Origin of the sequence: Paenibacillus monticola (assembly GCF_009664975.1) — a bacterium.
Taxonomy (GTDB): domain Bacteria; phylum Bacillota; class Bacilli; order Paenibacillales; family Paenibacillaceae; genus Paenibacillus_AQ; species Paenibacillus_AQ monticola.
In genome coordinates this window covers 119407-141721 of record NZ_WJXB01000013.1, presented here as the reverse complement: position 1 = coordinate 141721, position 22315 = coordinate 119407, and the positions used below count along the sequence as shown (strand labels likewise).

Below are 22315 nucleotides of genomic sequence, written 5' to 3'. Positions count from 1 at the left end.
TAAATGCATACAAAGAAATGGTTGCAAACTACCTTGGCTGTTGTCATGGCTTCGGCACTCCTCATTGTTGGCTGTTCGAACGGCAATTCAGGGGAGAAAGACAGTGCGTCCGGCGGAAAGAACAGCGAGGTCAGCAAGGAGCCGGTCACTTTTGATTACTTCGCCTTTGGTACCAACCGGGATACAATGGCCAGCGACACCACGATCGGCAAGATTCTTCAGGAGCAAACGGGTGTCGATTGGAAGATGGAATTTGTGGTTGGGGATGCAAGCACCAAGTCCGGAGTCATGATTGCCGGCGGCGATTATCCTGATGTCATCTCTCCGGTAGGGGAGCTTGCAAAGTTCCTGGATGCCGGCGCACTTATTCCGCTCAATGATCTGATTGAGAAGTACGGTCCTAATATCAAACGCGTCTACGGCGATTATATGAACAAAATTACGAATGAGGACGGCAATATCTATATCCTTCCCTTCACAGCCAATGTAAACGGATACTTGTCACCGCCGGACCCAACCAGCACATTCTGGATGCAAAGACGCGTCCTCAAGGAATTCGGTTATCCGCAAGTGAAAACGCTTGATCAGTATTTCGATCTGATTGAGAAATATCAAGCGAAATACCCTAGCGTTGACGGCAAAAACACGATTGGTTTCGTAACGTTCGCCAGCACAGCCGGTGAGTTCTTCACAATCACGAATCAGCCGATGCATCTGGCCGGTTACCCGAACGAGGGCGGAGTCATGGTTGACATGGAGACTCATGAAGCCAAGCTGTATCAGGGAACGGAGGATGAGAAACGCTGGCTGGCCAAATTGAATGAAATGAACGGCAAAGGCCTGTTTGACCCGGAATCTTTCACAGCGAACAAAGACCAGTATCTGGCCAAGCTTACTTCGGGCCGTGTACTCGGATTTGCCAGCTACTCATGGCAGATCCCTGATGCCACCACCAACCTAAGAACTGCTGGCAATGACGATCTTCGTTATGTAGCACTTCCTATTGTGTATGAAGAGAATATTAAAGACGCTTATGTAGATCCCCCGTCCTTCGTGAATAACCGCGGACTTGGCATCTCCGTCAGCGCGAAAGATCCGGAACGCATCATTAAATATTGGGATAACCTGCTGACAGATGAGAATCAGAAGCTGGTTCAGTGGGGTGAGGAAGGCGTTACCTACTCCAAGAATGCAGACAGCCGTATGGTAATGACCGAGAAACAGCTGACTGACCGGAACGACAATGATTTCAAACACAAATACGGTTTCGCTTATTTCGATTACGAGTGGCCGCGCTATGGCGATAACTCTGTGTATGAGGACGGCAACGCCCATGTTCCGTTCAACCAGCCGGAAGTAGCGGCAATTAACTATACAGAAGGCGATAAAGCCCTGCTTAAAGCCTATAAATTGGATACCTTCTCTGACTTGTATGCTGAGCCGGTGGAACGTCCATGGTACCCTGCCTGGAGCATTGAGAAAGAGCCGGGCTCTCCAGAACAACTCTTCAGCCAAAGAGCCGGAGATTTGCAGCAGAAGTTTTATCCTCGCATGGTGCTTGCTTCCCCGGGAGAATTCGAAGCGGACTGGAATGAATACATGGCAGAGTACAATAAACTGGACGCTAAAGGCTACGAAGGATTCATGACTGGCAAGGTGAAGAATCGTATTGACGGCAAGTGGTAAGCTGACAGCTTCTCCATAAGGATGATGGACCGGGAAAAGTGAAGTAAGCCTTCACTTTTCCCTTCTACACTTGATCAAAAAGAGAGAATATGGAGTTAGGAAAGGGGACAGTACAGGTGGAGAAAACGGCTGGGCAGATGGCAAAATCAAATGCGGGCGCTTCGCGCTTCAAAACCTTTTTTATAGAGTTGTCTAAACAGAAAATGCTAATGCTGATGTCATTGCCCTTTCTAATCTGGGTGTTTGTATTTAAATACCTCCCGCTTTGGGGATGGACCATTGCTTTTCAGAAATTCAAACCAGCCAGAGATTTCTTCGACCAGAAGTGGGTCGGTTGGGACAATTTCAAGTTTTTGTTTCAGGAGCAACAGTTTTATCGGGTGCTGCGCAATACACTCGTTATGAGCTCCATTAACCTGGTATTCGGTTTTGTAACGTCTATTGTGCTGGCCCTGCTGCTGAATGAGCTGCGTAATATTTTCTTCAAGCGCACGGTGCAGACGATCAGTTACTTGCCTTACTTCATCTCTTGGGTCGTTGCGTCCAATATCGTGCAAACGGCACTGGCACCGGAAGGGATCATCAATGTGCTGCTGCTCAAGATGCAGTTCATTGATCATCCGGTTCTGTGGCTCGGCGTCGGCAAATACTTCTGGGGAATTCTCGGAGCAACAGAGGTCTGGAAGAATGTCGGCTGGAACACCATCATTTATCTGGCGGCCATCACTTCTATCGACCCGTCCCAATATGAAGCGGCCGAGATTGACGGGGCCTCCCGTCTTCAAAGAATGTTCTACATTACGCTTCCAGGCATCAAACCGGTTATTGTGCTGATTCTGATCATGAATCTGGGCCATATTCTGGAGTCCGGGTTCGAGGCACAGTACCTGCTGGGCAACGGTATGAATGTGGACTTCTCGGAGAATCTGGATATCTTCGTACTGAAATACGGGATGCAGATGAACAACTTTGGGCTTGCCACCGCAGCCGGCATGTTTAAAACCCTGGTCAGCTTTATCTTCTTAATCACAGCCAATAATATCGCCAAACGTATGGGCGAAAGCAGATTGTACTAGAAAGGAGGACACAGGTTATGGCTCAATCCAAATCATTCCGCAATTCTTCATTAAGTGACCGGATCTTTGATGTATGCAATATTATCTTCATGATTCTATTGGTTATTGTCACCCTCTATCCGTTCTTGAATATGTTCGCTTTATCGTTTAATGATGCGAATGATTCCGTTCGTGGGGACATTTACATTTGGCCGCGGGAATGGACGCTGCGAAACTTTGACTATGTGTTTAGCGAATCCAATATCTTCTATGCAACGTTTATCTCTGCAGCACGGACCATTGTCGGGACTGTGGTCTCTGTATTCTGTACAGCGATGCTGGCCTATACGGTAAGCCGCCCGGAATATAAGCTGAAGAAGTTTGTGTCCGTCACTTTTATTTTCACTATGTATTTCAGCGGCGGTCTGATTCCGGGCTACCTGCTGATCAAAGAGCTGGACATGCTTAACACCTTCTGGGTCTATATCATCCCGGGCATCATCGGCGTATTTAATATGATTGTGATCCGTTCCTTTATCGAAGGACTGCCTGAGGGTCTCATGGAATCGGCAAAAATAGATGGTGCCGGGGACTTCATTACATTCGCGCGCATTGTACTCCCGTTGACCGTTCCGGCCCTTGCTACAGTCTCATTGTTTGTGGCAGTCTATCAGTGGAATTCCTGGTTCGACGTATTCTTGTATAACTCTTCATCACCAAGTCTAACCACCTTGCAGTATGAACTGATGAAAATGTTATCCACTTCTAATACCTCTAGCGCAAGCTCGGCAGCCGATGCCTTCGCTAATGCGAAAGGGAATGCAGCTGCCGTGACGCCGACCTCGGTACGTGCAACAATGACCATTGTTGCCAGTGTGCCGATCATTATCGTGTATCCGTTCCTGCAGAAGTATTTTGTCAAAGGAATGGTTGTCGGTGGTGTGAAAGGCTAAGGTGCAGGCTTGAGGTAAAGATGGGCACGAATTGCAAAAGATAATGACATGATGCTGAACGCCATGTTATGGATCGCCAGGTCTGGAGTGCCGCGGCTGGATCTGCGAGGAACACAGAATAGAACCAACAATGTAAACCCTTCTAGCGAAGGGTTTTTATATCGTTTATACTGATAAAACTACTTTACCAACTAGGAGCTGTGTCACGAACCATGATAAAGAAAGAAGCCGCACATATACGTAAGCAATTTAAAATGGATCACGATTTGTTGAATCTGTACGATATTCTCAATGTGTATATTATGAAGGAAACCAACGAGGTCTATCATTGTGAACGTCAGCCGTTTGCCATGCTGGACAGAGAGAAGCAGGATCTCTACATGGGCAATTTCCGAAAGCTGCTGACCGGAGAACTGGATCAGAAGCTGTTCGAGTTGAAATTTCTGGAGGAAGCGGAGGAGCCGTCGCAGGTGATGCTGCACCAAGGTCTAGTGACCGGTGATCCAGACGAATGGCAGGACCTGATGCTGATGCTCGTGGACAAAATGTTAGTGGATGCCAAGTATGAAAAGGATATGGTAGTCACATTTGTTCGCGGACAATACTCCCGGCCGACCAAGGGCAGGAATGACGAAGCCGAAGAGAGTGAGAAGAACGAGATGTTCGCGCATCCGTTCATTCTGTGCAGCGTGAATTCCACGGAGCAGCAACGGAAGACGCTTTTGTTCGATTATGTGGAGAGAGAGTTTAAGTATAATTTTATGGTCGATCCGATTATCAAGTTAAGCACGCCTGAGCAGGGGTTTTTTTACCCGAGTGTGACGGACAATTACTCCGATGTGAACCGCGTACTGTATTGCACGGGGAGCGCGAATAATCCGAATCCGCATTTCATCGAACAGGTTTTGAATGCGGAAAGGTCTGTGACGGCCTACGAAGAGAGAACGATCTTCGAGGACATCGTGAAGGAAATAACGGGCGAACAACTCGACGCAGCCATCCTCGCACAGGTGTACGAGGAGATCCATCAGGTCATTGTAACCCATGAGGATGAGGAAGAACCTCCGAAGCTCGATTACCGGGATATGGAACGCGTGCTGAAGGTGAGCGGCGTAGAGAATGTGACGATGGAAAAGGTGGAACGTGCGTTTGAGACGATTGTTGACGATAAGCACTATGAGATGAAGGCGGGCAGCGTGATGCCTAAATTCACTTCAAAATCGATCAAGATCGATACAAAGGTGGCCACAATTTCGATCAGCCCGCAGGATCTGAAGTATGTGAAGCAAGTGAATTATCAAGGGAAACGCTGCATCCTGATTGAGATTGATGAAGATGCGGTGATTGAAGGATTTACGCTTAGTACAGAGACGTTATAGGCGCGGAGCCAAAATAGTAATTCAAGCTGAAGCAGCCCAATCTGTCTGATAGACGGAGAGGGCTATTTTTTATGCGAAAGCGCCGGGTATTCATCGAAAATAAATAAAGAAGTGACAAAAGTTATATTAAAATAAAAAAATTACATATAATTCGTGTCTAAAATGTAAAATTTCTTGCATGAAATGTCGATAAACTAGGATAGAAGATAGTACTTCTGTAATGCTGGTTGTTATGGAAACGCTATCAATATTTGGAAATAGTCATTCGACAAGGAGGCAAGCAATGTTGAAAAAGATAGGCAAGATAGGACTGGCTTTGATATTAGTAATTGGACTGCTGCCCATTATTTCTTTGCGAGCGTATGCAGCTGCGCCTTCATTCAATGCAACAACGGACTTTACCATTCAGCCTACGGTTGATTACAACTCGGGTAAATATCTTGCCAACGCTCAAGGCCTTCCGGATGGCAAAACAGCAGTATTGCTGAACACATTCTTCTATGACGGAAGCGCCTATATTTATACTTATTATTTGCAGGTATATGACAGCGCGGGAACACTTATCAGTGATGTTACCGTAAATAACTTATTGGACACCTATTACAAAAGCACTGAAATGAACATGCTTGCGCTAAGTAACGGAAATATTCTGATTACTTACAATAAAAGTGATAGCGGTATTGATAATTCGCAAGTGGGAACAGTTGTCGAGAGTACTCCAAATGCTTATTTTATGGTACTCAACCAGTCGGGGCAGAAGGTAGTCGAACAGACTAGACTTAATACGTATAGTGCTGCCAGCAATCCGGCGCTCACACGTATGGTATCCATCACGGAGCTGTCTGACGGCAATCTGGCCTTTTCCTGGCAAAGAAACGACAATATAAGCACTGTTACACGCGTGTTCACTTCTACGGGCACACCACTTTCGGCCGAAACACTTCTGGTAAACTATAATGCGAGTATGTCTTATGTATCTGCTGGAAACGGCGTATATATGGCTGCTTACAATTCGGGAGCCTCTGACGATAACATTTATCTGAAGATATTCAGCAACAGTGGGGATCTGCTACAAACAATTAACGTCGGACCCAGAACGGATGAACAGCAGCTGTCTCTGTCTGCGTTGAACAACGGGAATTTCATGTTCAGCCAATATAACTGGAAAAACGGGATTTCTTCGGTTTCTTTGTATGATCCAGCTGGAACGAGTCAGGGCAGCTTTACGGTAAACGGCTATCTGGGCTTCGGTTCATCTGCTGCCTATAAAAATGGCGCAATTCCGGGATTTGCAACAGTAAGCACTGATCCCATTTCCACTAACGCGATCACCGATGCCTACAACAATGGTACGGATTGGTCGGGAACTCAATATGCTTACCTGAATTATTATGACAATGACGGTACTCTGGTCTATACATCGGATCAGCCGGTGGATTCCGCTCCAGTAGCTTTGGAGGGCTACGACGAGGAGAATTGGGTGTACGCTGTTGAATATTATCCAACCTTCCAGTTGTTCCCTGCCTTTGGCGACGGAGTTGTTTTTGTCAAAAAAGATAATACGGATAACACCCATTACAGAATAAACGCTAAACGGTTTGATGTGGGAACTCCAGAGCTGATTACGTTGCAATCAGCGGTAGCTGACGGCGTATCTTTAACGACAACTTCGACGAAGATTGATCTGACCTTCGAACCCGCGATTGCCGGACTGACAGCAGGCGATATCACGATTACGAATGGTACAGGTTCTGCGGTAAAAGGAGCATTGAGCGGCGCTGGAACAGATTGGAGCATCGCGCTTACTTCTGTCATAACCGAAGGCACTGTATCGGTGGCGGTAAACGCGCCAAACGGTTACACGATCAGCGGTTCGCCGATGACGGCAACCGTATCACTCTTTACTCCAACGCCTGAAGTTACACCAGTAGCTGACATCGACTATGCGGCCGAGCAGTTGACGGGCCTGACGCCGAATGGCTCGTACACGGTGAACGGTACGCCGGTATCGGCGGCAGGAGATGGTAAGCTGGCGATAGACGGCAGCTGGCTGGGTACTTCGCTGAGCATCGTGAAGAAGGGGAACGGTTCGACGACTGCGGACAGTATAGCGCAGGCACTCAGCATTCCGGCTCGTCCGGCGGCGCCGACTGGTGTGACAGCAACGGCTGAAACGTCAATCAGTGCGAACGATGGTACATTGACGAATGTGACAACTGCGCTGGAATATAAGAAAGGCGCAGTGGGTGCTTGGTCGGATGTGTTGGGTACAACCGTGACAGGACTTGTTCCGGATGCGTACTATGTGCGGACAAAAGCGACGGGTTCAGCATTCACCTCAGCTTCGGTGCAAATGACGGTATCCGCGTTCGCGGCAACGCCGGAAGTAACACCTGCAGCTGTTATTGACTATGAGGCTGAGCAATTAACGGACTTGACGCCAAACGGCTCGTATACGATTAACGGCACACCGGTAACAGCAGACAGCAGCGGCAAAGTCACGATTGATGGCAACTGGCTGAGTACGTCGCTAAGCATCGTGAAGAAGGGTGACGGTTCGACGACCACAGACAGCACGGCACAGACACTCAGCATTCCGGCCCGTCCAGTTGCACCGATGGGTGTAACGGCGACGGACGAAACGTCGATCCATGCGAACAATGGTACATTGACGAATGTGACAACCGCGCTGGAATACAAGAAGGGCGCTGCGGGTGCATGGTCGGATGTGCTGGGCACAACCGTGACAGGACTTGTTCCGGATGCGTACTATGTGCGGACAAAAGCGACGTTAACAGAGTTCGCCTCACCATCAGTGCAAGTGACGGTATCCGCATTCGCGGCAACGCCGGAAGTAACACCAGCAGCCGTTATTGACTATGAGGCCGAGCAATTAACGGACCTGCTTCCAAACGGCTCGTATACGATTAACGGCACACCGGTAATAGCGGACAGCAGTGGTGCAATTATTGTAGATAGCAACTGGTTGGGGGCGTCGCTCAGCATCATGAAGAAGGGAGATGGCTCTACAACTTCAGACAGCGTAGCACAGACACTCAGCATTCCGGCCCGCCTAGCAGCGCCAGTCGGTGTAACTGTTACGGATGTGACGTACAGCGGAGCTAATGACGGCACCATTCAGAATGTGACAGTTCAGATGGAGTATAAGAAAGGCAGTGCCGGCCCTTGGACAGACGTGGCGGATACAACCATAACTTATCTTCCACCTGACACCTATTACGTCCGGGTAAAAGCAACGTCAACGGCATTCGCTTCTAATGATGCTCAGATTACCATTCATGATTCAAATGCGGCCATCCCGTCAGCTCCAGATGTTATAGCTGACGATCAGAACAATACGGTCATCGGTCTGGATACCAGTATGGAATTATCTATGGATGATGGACCATTTGTACGGTACGACGGTACCAATCTGCCGGATTTGAGCGGTGAGCACACCGTTAAGGTTCGGGTAGCAGCCAGCGGCTCCGTGCCAGCTGGACCGGCAACCACGTTGATCTTTACAACCAATGCCTCTGATCCGGCGAGCGGCTTGACCGTAAGCGCGAGTGATCCGAGCGGCACGGCCAACGATGGTCATACGCAAATCACCGTTACGCCTGCTCCAGCGGTAGGCCATAAGCTCCTTTATAAGAACTTTGGTTCCGGCAGTGCTGTTGTGCCGAATGTGGGAGACATTGTTGCTGGCTACACGCTTGTGGGCAGTGATGGAATCATTTCTGCGGCCACCGGTGACACGATTGGAATTGCTGAGGTGGACGCTGACGGTAAGGTAGTCAAGTACGGCGGTACAACGGCGGTTGTAGTTGCTAATCCAGTAGTGACACCAGGTACCGATCCGGTAAGTCCTGGCGGCAACTCAAATAACGGAACCCCAACCGGTAATACGAATACGAACGTTGTTACCGATGTTATCGTCCTTGTTAACGGCAAGGAAGAGAATGCCGGCAAAGCGACCACCACGACTTCTGGAGACGTGAAGACAACTATAATCGCTGTAGATCCGGCCAAACTCCAAGCGAAGCTGGATGCGGAAGGCAATGGGGCGGTAGTTACAATTCCAGTGACGCTTGATTCGAACATCCTCGTCGCTGAGTTGAACGGCCAGATGATCAAGAACATGGAGAATGTATCGGCAACCCTGATGCTGCAGACAAGCAAAGGAACCTATACTTTGCCAGCCAAAGAAATCAACATCGGAGCGTTGGCCGAGAGCCTCGGAAATGGCCTTAAGCTGGAAGATATCACGCTGAAGATTACGATCGGTGAGACCTCGGCATCCATGAGCCAGGTGGTAACAGGTGCTGCTAGCAACGGTGGCTTCACCCTCGTTGCACCGTCACTGGATTTCACAGTGAATGCTACTTACGGCACATCCACAGTGGAAGTGAGCCGGTTCAATGCTTATGTGGAGCGGACCGTGGCGCTTCCGGCTGGCATTGACCCGAACCGGATCACGACGGCTATCGTCGTGGACCCGGATGGAACAATTCGGCATGTACCAACCAAACTTGTTCTAAAGGACGGCAGATATTACGCTGACATTAACAGTCTGACGAACAGCGTGTATTCGGTGGTCTGGCATCCGCTGACCTTTGCGGATGTGGAGAATCACTGGGCGAAAGACGCAGTGAACGATATGGGATCACGTATGGTAATTAACGGAGTGAACGAACAGACATTCAGCCCGAACGCAGATATCACCCGGGCAGAGTTCGCGGCGATCATCGTACGCGGTCTGGGACTGAAGCTTGGGGAAGGCAAGACGGCCTTTGCGGATGTGCCAGCGGATAGCTGGTATGTCGGAGCAGTCGCAACGGCGTCCGAATACGGTCTAATCACCGGTTTTGAGGACGGGATGTTCCAGCCGAATGCCCCAATCACACGCGAGCAGGCGATGAACATCATCGCCAAAGCCATGAAGCTGACTGGCCTTGCGGGCCAGACTAACGTAGCGGATGCATCAAGCGTACTTGCTGCCTTTACAGATGCAGGCAGCGTAGGCACTTGGGCGAAGGGCAGTCTGGCGCTCGCAGCCCAGGCTGGTCTAATCAGCGGCCGCGGCGGCAATAAGCTGGTGGCCAAGGCAAACGTCACCCGTGCGGAAGTGGCAGTCCTGATTCAACGACTACTGAAGAAGTCGGAGCTAATTGATTAGATTGTAGGGAATTGCGGAGGAGCGAATTCAGCGATTGAGCTGAATTCGCTTTTTTTTGTTCTGTCGCTGGTGCTATATTCTGAGCAGACGCTGATACTAAAGTCATCATCATTATGATCCTAGTACCTTGACCGCATAATATATTAGTTTTAGCTCTCTGTATGTACAGTATAGGAGGGCATACATTTGTACAAAAAAATACAGCAATTCCCCAACAGAACAGCGGCTGGAAGTCCAAATATTCTCAGTAGTCACGGCCAATCTCGTATAGTCCATTAAATGTTCAGACGCTTAATTAAAGGGTTAAATTGGATGCCGGAGAATTTAATGTTAGTAGCTTATTTTATAGCTGTGATATAAAAATCATTAGGGAAACCCTACAGAAAGAACAGAGGTAGGAGCAGGGATTCGGAGCCTGTAATTATGAAGTTGTGATAAGATTACATTACATTTAATTTCCCCACGGGGGCAAGAAAAGGGAGTAGCATGAGAATTATTATATCGCCTGCCAAGAAGATGAAGACAGACACGGATTTCCTGGATTGCCGCCAGAAGCCGCAATTCCTAAGCGAGTCTGAGACTCTTCTAGCCTTATTGAAGAAACTGAATTATGAAGAAGCCAAATCGCTATGGAAATGCAATGATGCCATCGCCGCGCTGAATGTGGAGCGGATTCGGACTATGGAATTAACCCGCAATCTGACACCGGCCATCTTCGCTTACGAGGGTATTCAATACCAGTACATGGCGCCTGGTGTGTTTCAAACGGAGGAACTGGAGTATCTTCAGCAGCATCTGCGGATATTGTCCGGGTTCTACGGGATTGTCCGGCCCTTCGACGGGGTTGTTCCGTACAGACTGGAGATGCAGGCCAAACTGGCCGGGCCAGGCTTCGGTTCTCTCTATAAATTCTGGAACAGGAAGCTGGCGGATCAGCTATTCGCGGAGAGCGATTGCATTCTGAATCTAGCCTCCAAGGAATACAGCAAGTGCATCTCCCCATATGTGGACGGGAATGTTCGAATGGTTAGTGTTGTATTCGGGCAGGAGATCGGCGGCAAGGTAGTTGAGAAAGGGACACAGGTCAAGATGGCCAGAGGTGAAATGGTACGCTTCATGACCGAGCGGCAGATTAGCTGCGTAGAGGATATCAGAAGCTTTGCTGGAATGGATCACAGCTTCGTTGAAGAGCTGTCGGATGAGAGTACCTATGTGTTTATACAAAAACGCGGGAAAATAGAGTAATACATTATGGGCTTGATGAGATAAGAACAGGTGAAGGAGGGGGCACATGATTTTTCAAAAAGATCCAATGGATAAGAAGAGCCTGCTTAAAGAACTGGATTCACTGGGATATTCGGACCGAATAAAAAAAGTAGCGATTCTAGGCCGTGATCATAGGGGCTCAATCGAGTATTCCGGGCTGCTATCTTCATTACTGGAGGGTGGCGTCTATGAAGCGCGTCTTGCCCTAGTCGGTGCTGATGTAACACAAGATGCTAATGTTGTTGTGGCAGCGCTGCGACATCCCATGGCAAGTATCCGAAATACGGCAGCGGGGCTTTTGGCTAAAACGGCTTCAGATGCTGAAATTGAACGTGAGCTCCCCGATTTATCCCATGATTGCCGCCGCAAATTGTTGCGCAGTGTTTCACATATAAACCGTCAAGAACTGGCGGAGCGTTTGTTACCTGTAGTGAATGCCCGGTGGGGAGCGGAGGAAGCCGTCATTATACTACCGGCATGTTCTAAGGACATGGTTAGTCAATGGCTTGCAGAGATCGGCTATGCCATACGAGACTGGAACAAATTAGCTGGCCGGCATCTTGATACGGTTGCAGAGTATTTCAAGACGACTTTAGAAAGCACGCCACTCAGAGAAAAGGGCTATGTATGGTGGAGATTCTCTTCAGCTATGGAGATTCTATGCAATCATAAGTCAGATCTGTTGCTGGAATGTGCGATGAATCATGGACCTATGGGCATCATACATCCTGCGTTAAAAGAACAGCTTGGCATTTTGGTTCGCCTAAATCCTGCTGCGGTGTATCAACTGCTGATACGAGTGGAGTCGCGCAGCGATCTGATCTCTCATGGTATTCCGGAGGGAATTCTAAAAAGAAAAAAATTTTTATCCATAGATCAATGGACCGGGTTAGCCAAATTACTCGCAGATCACCCTATGCATATAGCGAAATTGCTTCATCATATTGCGCCTTCCCATCGCAAAGTGATTTTTGATGCGGTGTATGAAGAAGATAAACGCCAAGAACGCATTTTTCCAGAAAGATTACTGTATGTATTACCGCATGCATTACGTGACAAGGAAGCCACTCGGATGCTTGGTCTTCGCGAAATCAGTGATGACCGGGATCGAACAATTAGAATTACGGCTTGCCGTTCTATTCATCATTCAAGAGAGAAGCTGGAACAAGCCACACGTGCATCGAGTGCAGACGAACGCGCAATGGCACATGTGCAGCTGATTAAGAGTACAGTTCTATCAAGACAGGGAATGAATGAGACTCTAGTGTTCTTGGGCCGGATCAAAAATGACCAGGACCCTGTTCGAGGTGCAGTGTTTATAGAGCTTTCGGATAGTCCTGTATCCGTGTTTACGGATGAGAATTTGCAAGAACTTACTTTGCTTGTAGACAGTGTTATTGAGGCCAGAGATTCTTCGCATTCTACAAAGTTTGCCGTTCAGCAATTAGCCTTTGCAATTCTGCGGCATAATGCCCAGCATCCACACAGTGAGCTCTTCAAGTTCTCCTTGAACACGATCCAGAAACTAGCCAAACAGAGTGGACAGCTGTCACTGCCATCCTTAGAGGAGAACATCCCCCGAGGGATAGCAGAGATTATCTTCGACACGATCTATCCATTAGTTATGCAGGCTAACAAAAGAGAAGACTACAATCTGCTAATTAGCCTGGCTAATTCATTCGGCAAAAGAGGTTACGGCATCACAAAGCTTCAAAATCTGTTAAAGGAAGCCACAAGGGCCAAAACAGATTCTATAGCTGTACGGGCGGCTAGACATTGGCTTGCCCCTCACACCACGCGGGATGAAAGAGTTAAAGAATTACTGGCTTTGGATAAATCGTTTATTACCATCTATGAAGTGTTTCTGCATCTGCACCGGAAGCGTCAGGAATGGTTAGATCCGTTTATTGCAGGTGCTGCTATTAAGGGCAGGTTCCTATCAGGCAAAACGATCAATCTTGTGCCAGCTGCAGACGGGTTTAACCGCTGGCTGCCACGTCAGCAACAAGCTCTAAGCTCCTTATTAGAAAAAATAGCATTCGATGCCAAGCGCAGCCTTGCGGAGCGCTCGAGAGTTATTAAGATTATGGCAAGTATGCCTGACCTTGGTCCGGATAAGCTGCTGGAGCTTATACAGGATAAGGAAGTAACTGTAGTAGAAGCTGTACTTCATGCCCTTTCACTCACGGAAGAACCGGAGAAGTCGCTTCCCGTTCTGCTGGAGTATCTGGATGGAGACCGGGCCCGTGTAGCCATGTACTCAATACCCAGATGCATCCGCAGAGTGAATCCGATGCTCTTGACTTCAATGCTGAAAGAGCTGTTAAACCGGGACAAACTGAAAATCACAGTCAGAAAAGAGGCTATCCGGTTACTGGGGGCTTATAAAAGCAGTGACAGCCTTCCGCTCTTGATGAACGAGTTCGGAAGAACAAATGCACACAAGGATGTAATCATTGCCATAGGACATGCGGCGAGACAGTTTTTGGAAGATGAACGCGGGTGGGATATGTTGAGTTCCATGGCTTCTTCTTCACAAAGTGATATCGCACAAAGTTTATTGTCAGAGCAGCCTAATGAACTTCCGTTAGACTATAGACCTCGCTATTTAGCATTAATTATCGAAATTTCCAATCATCCGGATACGCTTGTTGGCAGACATGCTTTCAGTTGTATGATGCAGTGGACAAATGGCAATGAAGAAGTCATTGCCAGTGCCGCTGCACAGGCTATTACGAATCTGGAAGACAGCACCAGATGGAATGCTGCTATGAACACGCTCACTGAAACCTGCCGCGACGGCAAGGTCAATGAGGTGGTGGCTGGTGTGTTTACAGAACTGGCCAGTGCTCCAATCCGTGAGGAGTGGAACGCCAATGCCAAGAGAGATGTACCTCACCGGCAGCGCCTCCTGAAATTTGCAGACAAACTGACGTCATTGCCCCGGAACACACGTATGAATCTTAACCCTTTGTATCTGAACCTGATTAATTGTCTGGCTACCGATGAGACTTTGCAGCAAGTAGTGATGAAATTGTATATAGCAGTAATTGATTGGAATAACGCCGAGGGAACAGCCGATTATCTAAATAGAATTGTGAATTGTATTTCACCTCAGCCATTTCTTCTAGGCGATGCTTATGAGCAGGTTGCGCATAATTTAAAAGACAGCACAGGGTATTGGCAACCGGAAACCCTATTAGAAATTGTAGATAGGATCGTGTCCGAAGGTGGTTACGAGTCTCAGCTTATTGGGCTTTCTTTGCTTGAAGTGGCTGGAAGTGCTCTATTGTGGAGTCCGGAGTGCTCAGAACGTTTGAGATTATTTAGAAATCACACGAATATTATGATCCGCTCGCGTGCGCTAAACATCTGGACAGCGATAGATTAAGTTCGATTTTGTTATCGATAACAAGGAAGGCAGGGTTTGGACTACAACAAAGTTCCAAGGTTCTATTCCCATCGAGCTAGGGGAGGGCGGGCAATTTCCATAATAAATCGAAAATCATCAGCGGATATTTTGCGCTCGGGATCAAATGTTTTACATTATATCGATTGTAATTCTATTTATAGAAATCCCCCGATTCCAGAGCGGAATCGGGGGATCGTCATGTTACCAAGAATCTTTCTAAGCCTTGAAAGGAACTCTATGCCTCCATTTTCTGTGCTGTGTAGAGTCGATAGTAGAAGCCCCGACGCGCGATAAGCTCATCGTGTGTACCACATTCCGCGATGCCTTTGTCAGACACATACATGATGCGGTCACAGTTCTTCACGGTGGATAGCCGATGCGCGATAATGAATGAAGTTCGTCCTTTGAGCAGTTCATTGAGGCCTTGTTGAAGCAGACGCTCGGTTTTAGCATCGATCGACGAAGTGGCTTCATCCAGGATGAGAATGCGCGGGTCGGCCAGCAGCGTCCGTGCAAACGAAAGGAGTTGGCGCTGTCCCTGCGACAGCTTCGAGCCGCGCTCGTTGACCTCCGTCATGTAACCCTGCTCAAATTCGCGGATGAATTCATCCGCACATACCGTCTTCGCGGCAGCGATGATTTCTTCCTTAGTAGCATCCAGCCTACCGTAACGGATATTGTCCAGGATGGTGCCGGAGAATATAAAGCTGTCCTGCAGCATAATCCCCATTTGGCTGCGCAGCGATTTCAGCGTAACCTGCGAGATGTCTTGGCCGTCGATAAGAATCCTGCCACCAGTAAGGTTGTAAAAGCGTGAAATTAGGTTGACGACTGTTGTTTTGCCAGCGCCTGTCGGTCCTACCAGGGCAATGCTTTCTCCTGCCTTGATTTCGAAGGAGAGGTCCTCCAGGATGTTGTGCCCCGGATCATAAGCGAAGGTCACGTTGTCAAAGGTCACATCACCCTGAACGGGTGGTAATTCCTTTGCTCCTGGAATATCGCTGACGGTAACCGGCTCATCCAGCGTTTCGAAGATGCGCTCAAGGTAGGAAACGGCATTGATGAAGTTATTGTATAGGTTCGACAGATTCAGGATCGGCTGCCAGAAGCGAGCAGCGTAGCTGCTCATCGCTAGAATGACGCCGAAGGTCACATCTTTGGGGTCCAGCGCCAATAGGCCAACCAGGAAAATTAATGACGTGACAATCGTGGCCAAGTTATCGACCGTAAACGGAATAAGGGCGTTGTAACGCACAGCCGTTATCCACTCCTTGCGGAAATTGGCAGCCAGGCCAGTGAAGATGCCCTCATTGCGCTGCTCGCGGGAGAAGATTTGTGTCACGCCAATGCCGCTGATGCTCTCCTGCATATAGGCATTCAGATTGGAGCTTTTGTTGGATACGGCCTGCCATGCGCGCCGCTGCCGGGTCTTGATGATCAGCATAATCCCGAGGAAGACGGGGAGTCCGGCAAGAATGATCAGCGAGAGTCGGACATTGACGGCAAACATAAACGCGGCAATAAAGATCAAATTCACAATTTCCAGAATAAAGTTGATAATGCCGTTGGATAACACATCCGATACCGCGTTTACATAGTTTACGACCCGGATGAGGATCTTGCCCTGTGGGCGATCATCGTAATATTTGAACGGCAGCTCCTGCAAATGTTTGAACAGATCCATGCGAATTTCGGAAATAATATCCTGCCCGACGCGGGTCATGATGCGTGAGCGGATGGTAGCGAATATAACGCTGACCACGATGGTTACCAGCATCAGTGCAGACCACCCCAAGAGTGAAAGGACGGCTTTCTCAGGAATCGTCACATCGACGACATGCTGCAGGATGAGCGGCGCTGACAGTGCCGCCGCCGCCGAAAGGGTACTTAGCACAAGAGCGATAATCATGGGCTTTTGCTGCTGTTTGATATATACCATCGCGCGCCGGAAATGTCTGATGTCAAAGGGGGACTCCAGATTCTCATCAATATCGAATTTATTCCTTGCCATGAGCGATCACCTGCCTTCCAATGCCCTCGGTTTGCAGCATAAATACCTCGTAGTAATAACCCCGTTTTGCCAGCAACTCGGCATGAGTACCCTCCTCGATTAAGCGGCCGTCCTCCATGATGAGAATACGATCAGCTTTCGCGGTAGTGGATACGCGTTGTGCAATGATAATCTTCGTACAGGTGAAATCAAGCTCGCGCAGACTTTTCTGGATATGCTGTTCAGTCTCAAGATCGACGGCAGAGGTCGTGTCATCAAGAATCAGGATAGGCCGGCGGACCGCCATGGAGCGGGCCAGCGCGATACGTTGCTTCTGCCCACCGGACAGTCCGACTCCGCGTTCCCCTACAATGGTGTCATAGCCTTCGGACATCTTCATGATGAATTCATGCGCGTCAGCGAGTCGAGCATATTCTACTGTATCCTCTTCCGGGAGATCGGGGTCGCCAAAAGAGATGTTTCCGTCGATCGTATCCGAGAACAAGAGAACGTCTTGGGTCGCCACGCCGATATTTCCGCGAAGTTCGTCAAGCTCTAGCTGGCGTACATCCACGCCATCTACCAATACATGCCCTTCGAATACATCGTATAAACGTGGGATCAGGTTAACAATTGTCGTCTTGCCCGATCCTGTCGAACCCATGATAGCCACGGTTTCACCGGGTTCAACCTTGAAGCTGACATCGTCCAGTACCGTCGCACTGTCGTATTTGAAGCTAACATGATCAAATTCTATGCGGCCTTCATAACGGCGGTTGCCGATGGCCTTATGCTCGTTGATGATGTTGGGGCGGGCATAATAGATATCCACGATCTTGGCCAAGCTGGCGAAGAAGCGTTGAATATCATTAATGATGATGCCGATATTGCGCATAGGGTTGGATACGGCCCAGATTAATGAAGAGAAGGCCGCGAATTCGCCAAAAGTGATGCGGCCGTTCATGACAAAGAGTCCGCCTGCAATCATCAGAATTACGTTGAAGGCCTGAGCAAAGGTTTCCAGATAAGGGAAGTAATCGAGCCAGACGAGTGCAGCTGTTTTGTTTGCTTTGGAGTAGTTGGCATTTTTGTCGGCGAATTTCTCAATCTCGTACTCTTCGCGGGCAAAAGCCTTGACGATACGATTGCCAGAGATGTTTTCCTGCGTGGTGGAGTTAAGCTGTGACAGTCGTTCGCGAAGGTCGATATACATCGGGCGGACGCGCTTCGCAAAGATATAGGCCACAATAAAAATCGGGGGAGAAAGGATAAGCAGCCACAGTGTCAGTTCAGCATCAATGGTGAAGAAGTAAATGACGGAAGCAATGAAAATCGTCGCCGATTCGATGATTGTCTTGATAATCCACGCCATCGAGTGCCTAACCATGTCCAGATCGCCTGTCATCTTGGTCATGAGGTCACCAGTACGGTTATGGTCGTAATAATGCATATCCTGTCCCTGGATTTTGTTGTACAGATAAATGCGGATGCGGTATAGCATATTTTGCGAGGAATGCTCATACTGCATCATTGTCAAATAAGCAAGACCTGAACGAAGCAGGGAAAAGCCGATCATACCCAGGCAGAGTGCGATCAACAGCCCACGTTCTTGTGTCAGATTCTGCTGCGCGTTATCTCCGGCTATGAATGTATCGACAATGCGCTGACTTATGTACGGATTCACAATCGTGAGCGAAGAACCCACTACTGAGAGGCAAAGCGCGAGAATGTACCGCGTCCGGTTTCCTTCCAGGTTCTGCCATAACCACTTTAGTTCGAACATCTGATCACCTGATTTCTGTTTATGTACTCAACAAACAACGCGATTATACCATATTAAATGGTCAGTGGAGTCCCGTGTTTTTAATTTTTGTTACATAGGGTTGAACTTTACATAATCTGGCGGAATTCATGTTACTTGTCACAGTTTTTAACGCAAAAAAAAAGCGGTTGACGGTTCGTTTAAAGGAACATGTCAGCCGCTTTTTATGGGTTACTTATAGCCTCTTCAACATATCTTTTTTCTTCAAACCGTTCTTTTTGGCGGTGGCATTCCAGAAAGAGTGTGTCGCTGAAAATCTCCAGGCAAAGCGTGGGAAGTTTGGGCTGAACAGCATGGATTCATCCATGCTTCGCGAATGTATATTATGGGCCAGGCTTTCCATGGCCTTGCCTAAATTCTTAAGCGGGCCTTGGCCGAGGGGGACCTTCTCCAGAAAGCCCATCATTTCACCGGCGCCTTGACCGAGTCCTTGCCCGAAATGAAGACCGCATCGTGTGCACCAGTTTCTCATGATTTCCAGAGCAATATGATTTTGCCGGCCTTCAAAAAAACCATTGTTGATTATGGTATACACGTAAATCTCCTGTTCGCGCTCCACTCTCATGAATTCCTCAAGGGCAACAAGCATCCTGAACAAATGTGACGGTATTCCATCAACATATAGCGGGAAGGCAATAATCAGTGTATCCATGCGGCACAACTCGCAGTATTGCTCAATGGTAAGCGGTCTTTTGTTAATATTATAGTATGTTAGTTCATTCCCGGTGCTGATAAGCGGATCGAGTGTTTTGAGCATGAGGGCCGAGTTGCTTTTTACCGGCTTGGGACTGCCGTTGATCATTGCGATTTTCATAGTACGGCCTCCTTGACGTTTTGCAGGCTGTTATGGAAATACACCTTGTTCCCTATAGAATACAAATTCATACTATTTGCCGCGACCAGTGTTCTTGCAGTTCCCATTTCTGCTTCAGTGATGTCGTGGCCATAGAAATGCACGGATAGCGCGAACTGATGATCATAACGGTTGCGATGATGAGTTTCGCCGTTTTTGGTGACGAAATAAGGAAGCATATAGGATATGCTCCTATTTAACACATTGAGTATAAAGGGACTGTAGCTCCCATACATACATTTGCTGATGATAATCAGTTCATCACACTTCGAGAGAAGCTCCCCTATATTCTGATAGCCGTCCTTTATGACGCACACTCCAGGCGTTTTGGTCCAGCAGCCGAAGCAGCCCATACACTGACGGATGGTGTCATTGTCCGATAGGACAGTTAGTTCCGCATTTGGGTCATCAACCCATCCCGCAAACTCTTGCTGCTGCAAATCATGTACAATTATTTTCATTATTCGTTCTCCTTCATTATAATTTGATCGCAAAAATATCACGCCAATTCCCCGAATACCGGACACCATTATTGGTAAGTAGTGAGGCAATACCGTGTACCATCGACCATAGGGCTATCAATTTATGAGAGTACTCTTCATCCGGCAGACCGATGCTGCGAAACATTTGATAGGCTGTAGTCCTGAACAAAGCAAAAGGCGGATAATTATCAGAATTATAGTTGTCTAGATCAATGGTTATGCCGGAGTGGTAGAAAAGAAATTGAAAATACTGTGGATGCGCAATGAAAAAGTCGATGTAGGCCTGCCCAAGCAGGGAAATCGCTTCATGGCTTCCTTCCTTTCCTTGAACGGATGAGCGCAGTGTATCCATAAATTGCTCTGTTACATGTTCTCCCATTGCAGCAATCAACTCATCTATATTTTTAAAATGGCTGTAGGGGGCGGTGTGGCTGACGCTGCATTCTGCGGCTACCTTGCGCAAGGAAAAGCTTTTGATGCCATCTTTGTTAATAAGTTGAATGCCAGCTTCTATAAGCTGATTTCGTAAATCTCCATGGTGATAGGGTTTTTCTTTCACTTCATACCTACTTCCTTTCAGTATCTTAACACTGTAAAGATTGTAGCATAAAATCTTTACAGTGTTAAGATTGAAGAGCAAAGATTTCTTTGTTATTTATAGCTGAAACAAAGGCAAACGGAACAAAAAAGGAAACAAAAAAAAGCAGAGCCAAAGGCTCCTGCTTTTTTTGTTTCCTTTTTTGTTAGGTATTAATCACAAATTCCTTGGCTTCTTTACGGTCTTTTGCATATTCAGCGGTTGCTGTGAACAGTAAGTCGGAGGATGAATTCAGTGCTGTTTCAAAGGAGTCCTGCAAAACACCGATTATGAACCCTACACCAACGACCTGAATTGCAACATCGTTCGGAATGCCGAAGATACTGCACGCTAGAGGAATCAGTAAAAGCGACCCGCCGGCTACGCCTGAGGCACCCGCAGCAGATACAGCAGATAGGACGCTAAGAATAAGCGCCGTTCCAAAGTCCACTTCAATGCCAACCGTATGAACAGCAGCGAGCGTCAAGACAGAAATCGTAATAGCTGCACCCGCCATATTAATCGTAGCTCCTAATGGAATGGACACTGAATACGTATCCTTGTCGAGCTCCAATTTTTCACATAATCTCATGTTGATGGGAATGTTTGCAGCTGAGCTACGAGTAAAGAATGCGGTAATCCCACTTTCCTTCAGGCAAAGAAAAACAAGTGGGTAAGGATTTCTGCGAATATTCAGATATACAATCAATGGATTAACAACCAGTGCCATAAATAGCATACATCCAATAAGAACAAGAAGTAGTTTCCCGTAATCGAGCAAGGAGGAAAGTCCGTTTGCTGTAATGGAATCAAATACAAGTCCCATGATGCCTATTGGTGCCAAGTTGATTACCCATTTGACGATTTGTGAAACGGCATCTGAAAAATTAACAAGCGAGTCTTTTGTACTATCCTTGGCATTTCTTAAAGCAACACCAAGTAAGATAGCCCAAGTCAGTATCCCGATATAGTTAGCATTCATTAGGGCATTTACGGGGTTGTCGACAACCTTAAATAGCAAAGTCTTAAGTACTTCTACAATCCCATCAGGTGGAGTCAGGTCGGTGACACCCGTTACAAGTGACAAGGTTACCGGAAATATAAAACTTACAATAACGGCTATGAGCCCCGCCAAAAATGTGCTTAAGCCATACAGACCAATAATCGTCTTCATATTCGTTTGCTGGCCTTTTTTATGTTTGGAGATGGCTGACATCACTAAGAGCAAGACCAGTACAGGCGCGACCGCTTTTAATGATAATACAAACAAGGAACCAAAAATGGTGACCCCTGTTGCATTAGGAATCGATAAAGCCAGAATTATACCCACTATAATCCCCGCAAATATTCGTTTTACCAGGCTCACTTGATTCCAGTTGAGTATTAATGTTTTCAATTATTTCCCTCCGCTTTCAATATGGAAATATAACTAAGCCTAGCCACTACATTTTATGGAGGCAAGTTTACATTTAGCGTTAGTTTATCACGAAAAATGTCGATTGTATGCCTGTATGGAAATTTGTGCATGATTATTCACTTTTAATAATTTATGTTAAACTATGAATCGTGCCAGTCTGTATTTTCCTCTCTATACAAGAAAGTATATAATACAGTAGAACTCACTCGAGTATTGTGACGGAGCTTCGGCGAGAGATTGTTAC

Annotated in this window: 13 protein-coding genes and 1 pseudogene; 7 read left to right on the top strand and 7 right to left on the bottom strand. The window is 47.5% G+C overall.

All coding sequences use genetic code 11. The annotated features are described in order from the left end of the window. The first annotated feature begins 3 nt into the window (after positions 1-3). From GJB61_RS25475 to GJB61_RS25445, 7 genes are all read left to right on the top strand, one after another. Positions 4-1686, top strand: coding sequence for an ABC transporter substrate-binding protein (locus GJB61_RS25475; protein ID WP_154121839.1), 1683 nt, complete (start codon positions 4-6; stop codon positions 1684-1686). Between the two features lie 137 nt (positions 1687-1823). Further along, positions 1824-2762 carry an ABC transporter permease gene (locus GJB61_RS25470; protein ID WP_154121901.1) on the top strand — a complete coding sequence of 313 codons (939 nt, stop codon included), beginning with the start codon at positions 1824-1826 and terminating at the stop codon, positions 2760-2762. A 17-nt stretch (positions 2763-2779) separates the two neighbouring features. Beyond that, the gene (locus GJB61_RS25465) at positions 2780-3694 is read left to right on the top strand and encodes a carbohydrate ABC transporter permease (protein WP_154121838.1); all 915 of its coding nucleotides are present in this window, start codon (positions 2780-2782) and stop codon (positions 3692-3694) included. A 212-nt stretch (positions 3695-3906) separates the two neighbouring features. Continuing rightward, entirely contained in the window at positions 3907-5073 is a 1167-nt protein-coding gene (locus GJB61_RS25460) for a DUF4317 domain-containing protein (RefSeq protein WP_154121837.1), read from the top strand. A gap of 283 nt (positions 5074-5356) precedes the next feature. Next, positions 5357-10252 carry an S-layer homology domain-containing protein gene (locus tag GJB61_RS25455; RefSeq protein ID WP_195724476.1) on the top strand — a complete coding sequence of 1632 codons (4896 nt, stop codon included), beginning with the start codon at positions 5357-5359 and terminating at the stop codon, positions 10250-10252. Positions 10253-10738: 486 nt separating this feature from the next. Further along, positions 10739-11497, top strand: coding sequence for a peroxide stress protein YaaA (yaaA, locus tag GJB61_RS25450; RefSeq protein WP_154121835.1), 759 nt, complete (start codon positions 10739-10741; stop codon positions 11495-11497). A 46-nt stretch (positions 11498-11543) separates the two neighbouring features. Continuing rightward, the gene (locus tag GJB61_RS25445; protein WP_154121834.1) at positions 11544-14909 is read left to right on the top strand and encodes a HEAT repeat domain-containing protein; all 3366 of its coding nucleotides are present in this window, start codon (positions 11544-11546) and stop codon (positions 14907-14909) included. A 36-nt stretch (positions 14910-14945) separates the two neighbouring features. Here the strand turns inward: GJB61_RS25445 and GJB61_RS32450 are convergent. From GJB61_RS32450 to sstT, 7 genes and pseudogenes are all read right to left on the bottom strand, one after another. Next, positions 14946-15064: pseudogene (locus tag GJB61_RS32450) on the bottom strand (nitroreductase family protein); the annotation flags it as partial. Between the two features lie 101 nt (positions 15065-15165). Further along, positions 15166-16941, bottom strand: coding sequence for an ABC transporter ATP-binding protein (locus GJB61_RS25440; RefSeq protein WP_154121833.1), 1776 nt, complete (start codon positions 16939-16941; stop codon positions 15166-15168). Next, positions 16928-18703: an ABC transporter ATP-binding protein gene (locus GJB61_RS25435; RefSeq protein WP_154121832.1), complete on the bottom strand. Its 1776-nt coding sequence runs from the start codon at positions 18701-18703 to the stop codon at positions 16928-16930. The genes GJB61_RS25440 and GJB61_RS25435 overlap by 14 nt, the downstream gene beginning before the upstream one ends. 214 nt (positions 18704-18917) lie before the next feature. Beyond that, entirely contained in the window at positions 18918-19556 is a 639-nt protein-coding gene (locus GJB61_RS25430; protein WP_154121831.1) for an NADPH-dependent FMN reductase family protein, read from the bottom strand. Next, on the bottom strand, positions 19553-20056 hold the full coding sequence (locus tag GJB61_RS25425; RefSeq protein WP_154121830.1) for a flavodoxin family protein: 504 nt from the start codon (positions 20054-20056) through the stop codon (positions 19553-19555). The genes GJB61_RS25430 and GJB61_RS25425 overlap by 4 nt, the downstream gene beginning before the upstream one ends. A 16-nt stretch (positions 20057-20072) precedes the next feature. Next, positions 20073-20636 (bottom strand): TetR/AcrR family transcriptional regulator, encoded by a 564-nt coding sequence (locus GJB61_RS25420; RefSeq protein WP_338116119.1) that lies wholly within the window; start codon positions 20634-20636, stop codon positions 20073-20075. 184 nt (positions 20637-20820) lie between these two features. Beyond that, positions 20821-22050 carry a serine/threonine transporter SstT gene (gene sstT, locus GJB61_RS25415; protein ID WP_154121829.1) on the bottom strand — a complete coding sequence of 410 codons (1230 nt, stop codon included), beginning with the start codon at positions 22048-22050 and terminating at the stop codon, positions 20821-20823. Between the last annotated feature and the right edge of the window lie 265 nt (positions 22051-22315).

Coding starts and splice junctions, on each gene's coding strand:
- GJB61_RS25475 (WP_154121839.1), top strand. CDS start 4: ATGCATACAAAGAAATGGTTGCAAACTACCTTGGCTGTTGTCATGGCT.
- GJB61_RS25470 (WP_154121901.1), top strand. CDS start 1,824: ATGGCAAAATCAAATGCGGGCGCTTCGCGCTTCAAAACCTTTTTTATA.
- GJB61_RS25465 (WP_154121838.1), top strand. CDS start 2,780: ATGGCTCAATCCAAATCATTCCGCAATTCTTCATTAAGTGACCGGATC.
- GJB61_RS25460 (WP_154121837.1), top strand. CDS start 3,907: ATGATAAAGAAAGAAGCCGCACATATACGTAAGCAATTTAAAATGGAT.
- GJB61_RS25455 (WP_195724476.1), top strand. CDS start 5,357: ATGTTGAAAAAGATAGGCAAGATAGGACTGGCTTTGATATTAGTAATT.
- yaaA (WP_154121835.1), top strand. CDS start 10,739: ATGAGAATTATTATATCGCCTGCCAAGAAGATGAAGACAGACACGGAT.
- GJB61_RS25445 (WP_154121834.1), top strand. CDS start 11,544: ATGATTTTTCAAAAAGATCCAATGGATAAGAAGAGCCTGCTTAAAGAA.
- GJB61_RS25440 (WP_154121833.1), bottom strand. CDS start 16,941: ATGGCAAGGAATAAATTCGATATTGATGAGAATCTGGAGTCCCCCTTT.
- GJB61_RS25435 (WP_154121832.1), bottom strand. CDS start 18,703: ATGTTCGAACTAAAGTGGTTATGGCAGAACCTGGAAGGAAACCGGACG.
- GJB61_RS25430 (WP_154121831.1), bottom strand. CDS start 19,556: ATGAAAATCGCAATGATCAACGGCAGTCCCAAGCCGGTAAAAAGCAAC.
- GJB61_RS25425 (WP_154121830.1), bottom strand. CDS start 20,056: ATGAAAATAATTGTACATGATTTGCAGCAGCAAGAGTTTGCGGGATGG.